The organism is Oceanobacillus chungangensis (assembly GCF_003369565.1).
Classification (GTDB): Bacteria; Bacillota; Bacilli; order Bacillales; family Amphibacillaceae; genus Oceanobacillus; species Oceanobacillus chungangensis.
In genome coordinates, this window is sequence record NZ_PIOD01000011.1 from 382479 (window position 1) to 392828 (window position 10350).

At 35.5% G+C, this 10350-nt stretch carries 11 protein-coding genes; 4 read left to right on the plus strand and 7 right to left on the minus strand.

Annotated elements, in window-relative coordinates; translation table 11 throughout:
• Window positions 1–34 precede the first annotated feature (34 nt).
• The gene (locus CWR45_RS20320) at window positions 35–847 is read left to right on the plus strand and encodes a 3D domain-containing protein (protein ID WP_115750083.1); all 813 of its coding nucleotides are present in this window, start codon (window positions 35–37) and stop codon (window positions 845–847) included.
• 97 nt (window positions 848–944) lie between these two features.
• Here the strand turns inward: CWR45_RS20320 and cax are convergent, their stop codons facing one another.
• The 4 genes from cax to CWR45_RS11945 form a co-directional block, all read right to left on the minus strand.
• Complete coding sequence (gene cax / locus CWR45_RS11935) at window positions 945–2042, minus strand: calcium/proton exchanger (protein ID WP_115750107.1); 1098 nt, start codon at window positions 2040–2042, stop codon at window positions 945–947.
• 148 nt (window positions 2043–2190) lie between these two features.
• A complete protein-coding gene (locus CWR45_RS20325; protein ID WP_281271856.1) occupies window positions 2191–2325 on the minus strand; it encodes a hypothetical protein in 135 nt (44 codons plus the stop codon).
• Window positions 2326–2432: 107 nt separating this feature from the next.
• The gene (locus CWR45_RS11940; protein WP_115750084.1) at window positions 2433–3626 is read right to left on the minus strand and encodes an MFS transporter; all 1194 of its coding nucleotides are present in this window, start codon (window positions 3624–3626) and stop codon (window positions 2433–2435) included.
• Between the two features lie 10 nt (window positions 3627–3636).
• Window positions 3637–4146, minus strand: coding sequence for a MarR family winged helix-turn-helix transcriptional regulator (locus CWR45_RS11945; protein WP_245975411.1), 510 nt, complete (start codon window positions 4144–4146; stop codon window positions 3637–3639).
• 143 nt (window positions 4147–4289) lie between these two features.
• Here CWR45_RS11945 and proC point away from each other — a divergent pair, with 143 nt between their 5' ends.
• A complete protein-coding gene (gene proC, locus CWR45_RS11950; RefSeq protein ID WP_115750085.1) occupies window positions 4290–5087 on the plus strand; it encodes a pyrroline-5-carboxylate reductase in 798 nt (265 codons plus the stop codon).
• A 60-nt stretch (window positions 5088–5147) separates the two neighbouring features.
• Here the strand turns inward: proC and CWR45_RS11955 are convergent, their stop codons facing one another.
• Entirely contained in the window at window positions 5148–6350 is a 1203-nt protein-coding gene (locus CWR45_RS11955) for a helix-turn-helix domain-containing protein (protein ID WP_115750086.1), read from the minus strand.
• 146 nt (window positions 6351–6496) lie between these two features.
• Here CWR45_RS11955 and CWR45_RS11960 point away from each other — a divergent pair, with 146 nt between their 5' ends.
• Window positions 6497–8107 carry a glucose PTS transporter subunit IIA gene (locus CWR45_RS11960; RefSeq protein ID WP_115750087.1) on the plus strand — a complete coding sequence of 537 codons (1611 nt, stop codon included), beginning with the start codon at window positions 6497–6499 and terminating at the stop codon, window positions 8105–8107.
• A gap of 104 nt (window positions 8108–8211) precedes the next feature.
• Here the strand turns inward: CWR45_RS11960 and CWR45_RS11965 are convergent, their stop codons facing one another.
• Both CWR45_RS11965 and CWR45_RS11970 read right to left on the minus strand, forming a co-directional pair.
• Window positions 8212–8505, minus strand: coding sequence for a hypothetical protein (locus CWR45_RS11965; RefSeq protein ID WP_115750088.1), 294 nt, complete (start codon window positions 8503–8505; stop codon window positions 8212–8214).
• A gap of 380 nt (window positions 8506–8885) precedes the next feature.
• Window positions 8886–9521 (minus strand): flavodoxin family protein, encoded by a 636-nt coding sequence (locus CWR45_RS11970; protein ID WP_342770179.1) that lies wholly within the window; start codon window positions 9519–9521, stop codon window positions 8886–8888.
• Between the two features lie 421 nt (window positions 9522–9942).
• On the opposite strand from CWR45_RS11970, the gene CWR45_RS11975 reads away from it, so the two are divergent.
• On the plus strand, window positions 9943–10215 hold the full coding sequence (locus CWR45_RS11975; RefSeq protein ID WP_115750090.1) for a hypothetical protein: 273 nt from the start codon (window positions 9943–9945) through the stop codon (window positions 10213–10215).
• Window positions 10216–10350: the final 135 nt, after the last annotated feature.

The window sequence follows — 10350 nt, forward strand, 5'->3', positions numbered from 1 at the left end:
TATGCATTTAACGTTAAACAAGGGGGAAATACTCATGAAAAAAATAGTAATTGCTCTGGCTTTAATAATTTTAAGTTTTATTGCTTGGAATTCTAAGGTTTCTGCAGAAGAAATCGTCGTACATAAAGGGGAAACTCTATGGGACATTGCTCAAAGTGAGAACATTACTGTTGAAAAGTTGATAGAAATAAATAATCTCACATCTACTGTTATTTATCCTCAACAGGTGCTCTTAACTACAGAAGACACAGAGGACATAAAGAGTAATCATATAGTAGAAAAAGGTGACACTCTATGGGAAATCGGTCAAAAACATAATGCAACAGTAGAAAACCTCAAGAATTGGAATCAATTAGATAATGATATAATCTCTATCGGACAAAAACTAACCATTCATGGACCTAATATAGAGGCTATACCAGCAGAAACAAGTTCAAATGAAATATCTACAGACACTCAAACCGAGGAAGCGCCACCTGTACAGGAAGTTGAAACGCCGGTAACAAATGAACCAGATCAACATGAAAATACAGCAGTTGAAGACGAAAACATTTCAGGACACACTATTTCGGTTAAAGCGACAGCCTACACGGTGCAAAGTGCTGGTGGGTCTGGTGTTACCGCTACAGGAATTAACCTAAATGCCAATCCAAATATTAAATTAATTGCCGTTGATCCTAATGTTATTCCACTTGGTACGGAGGTTTATGTGGAAGGATATGGTTACGCAATAGCAGGTGATACGGGTGGTGCAATTAATGGAAATAAAATTGATGTTTACGTACCAACTAATCAAGAAGCATTTAATTGGGGCGTTCGAACGGTGAATGTTACTATAATAAATTAAGTTTGGAGTATTTCTCTAGAAAATAATCGGACAGTTTTAGAAACAGCAAGGAATGGTATAAGTACTATTCCTTGCTAAATTATTAACATAAACTTTCTTAGAGCATATAAAATCCAATCGCCATAATCACATATGCAGCAAATAATACAAGTCCATCAAACCAATTTGAGTCTCCGTCAACAGTAAGCATGATTACAAGTAGTACAGCAGTCACCATACTAATCAATTCAGGCCATGTAAAAACAAGTGGCATCGAAACAGGGAAAAATAAAGAAACGAGTACAAGTACTGGCGCAACAAACATTGCGACTTGCAGTGTAGAACCAACAGCAATTTCTACAGCAACATCCATTTTATTTTTAAATGCCATAATAACAGCAGATGCGTGTTCTGCTGCATTTCCAACGATCGCTACAATAATAATCCCAATGAATAATTCCGTCCACCCAAAAGTTTCTCCGACTGCACTAAATGTGTGAACTAAATTTTCCGATACATAAGCAACTGCAATAGTTGCTAATGCAAGGATGATTACTGCTTTCTTTTTACTCCATTCTGGTTCTTCCGATTCTTGATCCCTTATTTCCCGTTCATCATTATTTTGATAAACACCACGGTGAGTAACAAGCTTAAAGAGCAGCATGGATAGATACAAAAGGATTAAAACAATCGAAATACCGATACTTAGCCCCATCGTTTTCTGATTATCCATTGTATGTGTAAAAACTTCCGGAATAACAAAGGCAACGATAACTGCAAATATTAACAGTCCAGCATTATGTCGTGCATCATTTACATTGAAGGATTGCCGCTTATATTTCAGACCGCCTACAAAGAATGATAATCCAGCAACAAGCAATAAATTTCCTAAAACTGACCCTGTCAGAGATGCCAAAACAATTCCAACCAATCCTGCTTTTAATGAGAAAATGGAAATAATCAGTTCCACAGCATTCCCAAATGTCGCATTAAGCAGCCCACCTATTCTTGGTCCCATCACGATTGCTAAACTTTCAGTCGCTCGCCCGATAAACCCTGCCAAAGCAATAATAGTCAAACAATAAATAAGAAACATCATAACAGCTGACCAATGGAAGATGGAACCAATTATTGATAAAGGCAACCCAATTACAATGAGAATGATAAATAGTTTATTCACCTTAGATGTATGCCCCTTTTTTTTTGCTAATGTCATTATTATTCCCGCTTTGCTGAATTTTATTGGTATAGGTTGCAAAATTAGCTTTGACTGAAACAGATCGCAATTATTCTGGAATTTCATAAATTGAAAAACCATCTCCTCTATGTAATCGTACAAAAAGAGATGGTTTTTAATATGCATCCTAATCCATTTCAATAGGCGTACATACTGCATATAAGTTGTCGGTTATATTAGAAATATTGACTTCGATTACTTTATAACCTCCCTCAATGATTACTTCTTTATCTCCCATGATTGATTGGTCATTATTCATCACTTTTCTTCCTCCCTCATACTTTTCTCACACAGTAGCTAATATATGCTGGAGGGTGAAAAGTGTGCACCTAATTTGACGTTATATAATTAGAATTCATACAATGGACTTTATTGTGAATCACGTTTACCTTGCATAAGCTGTTTATCCTTTTTTCCATGTAACAAGTAGTAAATAAAAATACCGACTATAATTAATCCAACTAATGAAAGGTATAGTCCTCTGTAGCCAAATATAGGAATGACATATCCTAATACGAAGGGTCCGATACCAAGTCCTAAATCAAGAAATATGAAATACGTTGAGTTTGCAAGCCCCATTCGATGTGGTGGTGTAACTTTAATCGCAATTGCCTGTGTGATTGACTGATAATTCCCATATCCTAATCCAATAATTGCGGCAGCCAATATAAAGACAAAACTAGAATGAGTTCCGCTAAGAAGCAGCATGCCTATTGAAAAGAGTATAAGAGTTGGATATGCAATTACATTCCCACCTTTTGAATCAAGTAATTTCCCCGTAAAAGGTCTGGAAAGTATAATCACAATTGCATAAACTAAGAAGTAGAAACTGCCTGCTTGTACTAAATTAATCTCAATAGCATACGTAGTAATAAATGATAGAATACCCGAGTAAGCAAATGCCATGACAAACATTGCAATAGAAATTGGTAATGCTTTCGGTTCAAAGAAATTGGTAAGCTTAAACCCTTTTGTTTCTTTGCTTTCGACGTAATTCACTAGTGGTGCCCTCACACCAAATGCTAAAATTAAACTAACAAGCCCCATTACGAAAGAAAATACAAATATACTCGTATAACCTGCAATATCAATTAGGGCGATCCCAATTAATGGCCCGATAGCAGTTGATAATACTGCACTTAGACTAAAGTATCCAATTCCTTCGCCACTTCTACTTGAAGGTACAATCAAACCAATAATAGTTCCAGTTGCAGTTGTTGCTAATCCACAGCCTACCCCATGAAAGAATCGAATGGCAATCAGTCCATAAATATTTGTTGGGATAAAGTAAAGTAAGGTAAATACTAAGAAAATGACAATTCCAATAAGTAACATTTTCTTTGTACCTAATTTTTCTATTTGTTTCCCTGCATATAACCGCCCTACTAAAGAACCAATGATGAAAATACTTGCAACCAAACCAGCCATGCTAGCAGTAGTATTATATTCGTTCGTTGCATATGTTGCCATGGTTACTAATAATAGATACATTGACAGCATCATAAAAAAATTCACTGCTGAAACGGAGATAAAATCTTTTGTCCATAGTTTTTCTTTCCTCATCTATTTCTTCCTACTTTCTTAAATTCTCGTAAACCGTAGCTAATATTCTACTAACCGCTATTTGTTCTTCCTCACTGATTCCTTGTAATGCATCGACTTCAAATTGTTCGACAGTTTCTCTTATTTCAGTACAAACAGCTTCGCCTAATCTAGTAATCTCTATTCGCTTTTCCCGTTTGTCCTTTCCTGGTGTCTGCTCTACAAACCCAAGCTCCACCAAACGTTTAACGGTACGTGATATTGTCGGTTTCTCCACATTTTGGTGACTAGCAATTTCTACAATCGTAAGAGGACCTTCATTTTTTAAAAGTACTAAAGCAGACCATTGTGAGCTATGCAGTTGGTGCTTTGCTAAATGGACATTTAATTTACTTACAAATGGTCTGTACATCTTATGATAATGGTGAAAAAATAACTGATAAGGTTTCATAAACATCTTCCTCTCAATATAGTTACCTACCGTAACTAAATATATTAATATATCATATTTGGCCTTTGATGTTAAATGTTGATTAATCATACCTCCAACTAAATTGAATCCAGGAGTGGCACTCTCCATATTCGTAAAAATATACATTTTTCTGCCTTTACTGTCAATTGCTTTCCTTCTAATACTGCAGTAAAATAAGTCGTATTTAATTTACGTTTGGAAGGATTTTTGATATGAAAAGAAATATTGGATTTATCGGTACTGGAAATATGGCAAAAGCAATAATTGGAGGAATTATAAAATCAGGTTATACGCAGGCGCATGATGTCTACGCTTCAAATCGCTCCACTGCGAAATTAATTGATATTAAAGAAGAATACGGGATTAATATTTACGAGGATAATTTTTCTGTTGCAGAAAACTGTGATATTGTGTTCCTTTCTGTTACTCCAGATGTGTATCCTGATGTAATTGAAGAAATAAGAGATGGCATCCGTGAAGACGCGATTGTCATCCATATTGCAGCAGGACAAACAATAGCACAAAGTGAAAAACATTTCCAAAGAAGTATCAAAATTGCGAAAGCAATGCCGAATACACCTGTAACTGTTGGAGAAGGAATGACTTCAATTAGTTTTAATCGATTTGTGACTGATGAGGAAAAAGAAGAAATCCGAGCATTGTTTGAAAGCTTCGGAAAAGTAGAGTTCATTGATGAAAGTCTTATGAATATTGCAAGTGCAGTTGGCGGCTCCTCCCCTGCTTTCGTATACCTGTTTATAGAAGCTCTAGCAGATGCTGCAGTATTACATGGTATGCCCCGAAATAATGCATATAAAATCGCTGCCCAGTCGGTACTAGGTTCTGCTAAAATGGTATTAGAATCTGAAGAACACCCTGGAAAACTAAAGGATGACGTTTGTTCGCCTGGTGGAACAACAATCGAATCTATTGCTAGTCTAGAAGAGAACGGATTTCGTTCCGCAATTATTGAAGCTGTAAAAGCAAATATGGGCAAATTTAAGAAATAATCGCTCTCGCGCTTTAAAGATTAATGCTGGTCCAGGTTTTGAAGCTTAGACCAGCTTTATTTATTTCCCCTTCCGATATACAGTAGGCGTACAACCTATTTCTTTCTTAAACACTCGCGCAAAATAGGAAGAATCTTCATAGCCTACAATCCATGCGATCTCTTCTATCGCTAATGGCTCTGTTTCCAGCAAGTACTTCGCACGATTCATTCTTAACATCTGCTGGTATGCTGTAATGGTCATGTTTGTTTCCTTTTTAAAACTCCTAGAAAGATGGCTAGGATGCGTATTACAAGCTTTTGCAATTTCTTCCAGATTTAATTGCTGGTCATAATAAATTTGGATATGCTCAATTGCAATTTGGATTATTTTTGAATAATGACGTAATGCATTTTCAGAAACAAGGTCACAATATGCTGCAATCATATTATCTTGTAATTGATTTAGCGTTGCTAATTTACTTGAGTGTTCGATTTGCAGTGCATACTTCTCGGAGATCCGATGAATTAATATCGTAGGAACATTACTATTTCTTGCTGCAATTCGCAGCATAGTATTCATTACAATTAAAATATTTTTCACTCTTCTTATTGGCTGATTCGGAAAGCGTTCAGAAAAAGAAAACAATAAATTACCTGAGCTAATGAGTTTTAATGCCTCTGTTTTATTTCCCTGCTCAACAGCAAACATAAAATCCTTTTCAATACTATAACGGAGTTCTACTATCTCCGCTTCTTCATCTAAATTCGTGTTTGTCTGCCGATTATATTCCGCTTCTTTTGTTTTATCCGCAACAATAATAGTGTGATCCATTTCATTTTCCAGCATTGTGTCAAAAAGTCTCAGCATACTAGCATAACTGCTAGCTTGATCAGTGGTGAGTACATAAATTTCATCAATTATCCCTCGCAGTTCTTCTCCCTTCATACTACTTAAATTATATTCTCTGGATAAGCTATATACGTTGGGTGTTGTATCTAAATATGGACCAATGATAACTGTATACTCATCTCGTTTTTTTAAAAAGCGGAATCCTAGGTAATGCAGCCCCCATTCATTAATATATGAATAAGCTTTTCCATTTCGCTTCATATTATGATGTAAATCTAATATATCTGCCTGATCATATCCTGGTACATATTCTGGAATCGTTAATAATTCATGATAATAAATGAAATCGCTATACTGATCCAATACATATATATTTAAATTAGTAATCTGTTGTATTTTCAATGCAGTTGTAATTAATCGTGATTGTTTCATGTTACTCCCCCAAAGTAAAATAATGATAAATTTGATATTTTAATCCTATTTATGTTAAAAAAGTCCTAACAATATTTTCTAAACTTAATTATAATTGTAACATAACAACGCTTTCATGAACAAAAATGAATTTTAGGAGAATTGCAATGAGTAATCGACAACAAGTTGACATCAAAAAAACAGAACAATCGAATATAAAAACAGAATCATTTTTTACAAAAATATTAGAAGTACTTTCTGGCAGCTTTGCACCGATCATTGGTTTACTTGCAGGTGCTGGATTATTGAAAGCACTTGTAGCAGTTTTATCGATGATAGGTTGGCTATCTTCTGAAAGCGGTACCTATTTAGTTTTGTCTGCTGCTGGCGGAGCGGTTTTTTATTTCCTTCCAGTATTTCTAGGAATTTCTATCGCCAATAAACTAGGTGCGAATGGATATGTTGGAGGAGTTGTCGGGGCATCTCTGCTCGCTCCAGAAATCGTCGGTCTTGTAGATGGCGGAGTTGAGTCAATTAGCTTCTTAGGAATGCCTGTCCTATTGGCAGATTATTCCTCAACTGTATTCCCAATATTTATCGCAATGCTTGTTTATGCAGGTGTGGAAAAGGTTTTGAAAAAAGTCATTTATAAAGATATACAAATGTTTATTAATCCAATGATTTCCTTACTCATACTTGTACCATTGACATTGCTTATTTTTGGACCATTTGGTACATTGCTTGGTGAAGGTCTTGGTTTCATCATTAATTTCTTAAGCGCTAAAAGTGGGATTCTCGCTGGAGCGGTACTAGGAAGTGCATGGACATTCCTTACTATTGCTGGTCTACATTGGACTGTCGTTCCACTCGCTATTGCTAATCTTGCTACGGGACCAGACCCAATTATAGCAATGGCTGCGGCTGCACCATTTGCGCAAGTTGGGATTGCTATTGCTGTATTATTGAAGACAAAAGACAAAGATTTGAAAGCCCTTGCTGCAAGCGGTATAGTTCCTGGAGGTTTGGCTGGGACAACGGAGGCAATTAGTTATGGAATCATTTTACGTTATAGACGAACAATGATTTACGTCATTATCGCTGGAGCGATCGGCGGTGCAATTAATGGAGGTCTTGGTGTGCAAATGATAGAATTTGTACTGCCAAGCTTACTATCCATCCCTGCGTTCTCACCGATAGGAAGTCATATCATTGGTATTGGAACAGCCTTCATATTAGGAATGATTTTAACCTATGTATTTGGATTTGAAGGAAAAAATCAGAAACAGATGGATAATTACAGCCATCTTTTAGTCGGAGTCAAACCGGAAACTATCGGAAGTCCAATACAAGGGAAAGTAGTGCAACTAAATAAGGTAGAAGACCAGTTATTTGCAACGGAGACTGTCGGAAAAGGAGTTGCAATCGAACCAGAGGTAGGTGAAGTTATTTCACCAGTTAACGGGAAGATAACCTCATTATTTCCAACTGGACATGCAATCGGTATAACAACAAATGCTGGCGCTGAAATGTTAATTTTCATTGGTGTAGATACTATTAAACTAGAAGGAAAGTATTTCAAAACTCATGTTCAGCAAGGTGATCAAATTAAACAAGGAGATCTACTGATTGAATTTGATATTGAAGAAATTAAAAAAGCTGGCTATAAGACAACCACACCTATTGTTATCACCAATTCTGAAGAATATTTAGATGTGCAAACGTCCAAAGAAACTGCCATTAATCAAAATGACGATTTAATTAAGTTACGGACATTATAAATTCATAAATAGCGTAGCATAACCAAAAATTTTGCTACGCTATTTTAATTATTTACGGTACCATTATGTAAATTGAAGAAATATGCTTCATGCGGTTAACGCGATTATTGATTTGTCGACTTGTTAGGTTGGATTCTGATTGTCTCTTGGATGGCTTTAATCTGCAGTGCTTTTGATGGATTTTGTATTAAATTAATCAGATGATTGCGAATGATGAAGTTGAAGTATGTAGAAAGGTTTCCTTTATCCGGCTCATTCATTTTAAGTGGATGCCATATTTCACTAGGTCCCCCATAGTAAACAATTTTCCCTGAATTATTGATACTTAATTTTTGAATATGTTGCATATATCGTTTCTGATTTTGCGAAACTATTTCCTCATAACTGTTAAACTCCATCCCCACTCTCCCACCTTTTCCAGAAATCAAAATTGCTCATATTGTTGATAATAAAGATTTCTTTTTTGTTTTTTAAATAAATACAAATATCATTTTGAGAAAACCAATTTTCCTAGTGAAACAGCAACTATTATCAATTATAGTTAATTCGAACTATTTAATCAATCGATATATTACAAATTAACTATTTTTTACATATAAATTTACAAAATAAGTCAAATAGACCTACTTTATTCGACAAACCGATTTTAAGTACAATTTTAAATACTTATTTTTCTGTTGGTATTCAATGTTTAATAAGATAAGTAAACGTTCCCTATCTATAAAATTAGGGAACGTTTTGGATTCAAACCGTTTATTTATACACTAACCAAGCTAAACTAATCTAACACATTCCCTTCAGTGGGGATTGGATGATTAGCTAAAATTGTTGCTAAATGCACAAGGTTATGACTAGCAACTTGGGCATTATTCTTTGTAAATTCATTGTTATTACCTTCTGCCTCGATATAGGAAGGTCCGGGACCAGCATCTCCAACCCAATAAGATAATGGATTAGGTGGGAGTGAGAATCCATAGTGTCCTAAACTAAAAAGAATATCCCTAGCTGCATGTTTCGCACCATCCTCATTTCCTGTTACTACAGCACCAGCCACTTTATTATAATAAATTGGCTGACCCAATTCATTCATTTTAGAACCAGACCCACTAATTCTTTCCATAACCATTTTGGCAACACTGCTTTTCTCACCTAGCCAAACTGGTGTACCGACTAGTAAAATATCAGCCTGCTCAATCTTATCAGAAATAACTGGCCATTGATCGCCATTTCCCATATCATCATCCACACCAAATGCTACATCATAATCTACAACTCTAATTGTTTCAGTTTCCACATGTTTCTTTTCAAACACGTCTATAAAGTCCTGCAATAGAGCATCCGTATTGGATTTTTCATTAGACGGCTTCAGAGAGCAATTCAAAATTAATGCTTTTAACTTCTTCAAAATAAGCACCTCTTTCTCTAATATTACTATTCTCTACCCTAATACAAACATATGCAATCATCATATACCAATCATAATGAATGATTATAATGCTGAAATTTAAGCTATCTGTTTAGAATAGCACAAGGTTCTCCAATAATAATTGAATATAAATCTTAGATCAACTTAACTAGCAATTGATCATATCAAAGGATAATTCCAACGATGACATGTGAAAAACTTTCTTACCACCTATGCAAACCATGGTTTATCCCCCAACGTCTTGCAATATTAATGTAAGCAATAAGCAAATTCCTGGGAAGTATTCAGTCATTTACAAATTTAGTTATCACAATAATTCAGCCATACCCCTGATACACCCGTCCTTTAGATATATTAAGTACTTGCATATACTATCCTGTAGTCATAAACAAATTATGGAGGTGAAAGTATGTCTTTTGAACAAAACCTCGCGCTTTGCCGTAAACATACGGGAAGGGCTGTTGAAATAAGAATGCGTAACGGGAGAATTCACAGAGGTATTATCCGACGTGTTGACAATAGAAATGTATATTTACAACCATTAGGCCAAAATAGAAATTTAGGCGGATACGGGTTTGGTTTCGGTGGAAATTATGGATATGGCGGGTATGGTGGATTTGCTGCTGGATTTGCGATTGGTGCTATTACTTCCCTCGTTTTACTTCCTTTTTTCTTTTGGTAAAAACATTTATCCATAGGCTTCATAATTGGAAATCAAAAAACAGACGGATGGCTTGGTGCTTACCCCTATAAGTTAGAGTTTTTATTATGCAGCTGATTGGGTTGATTGAGTTCGGTAATCGACTGGACTTAATCC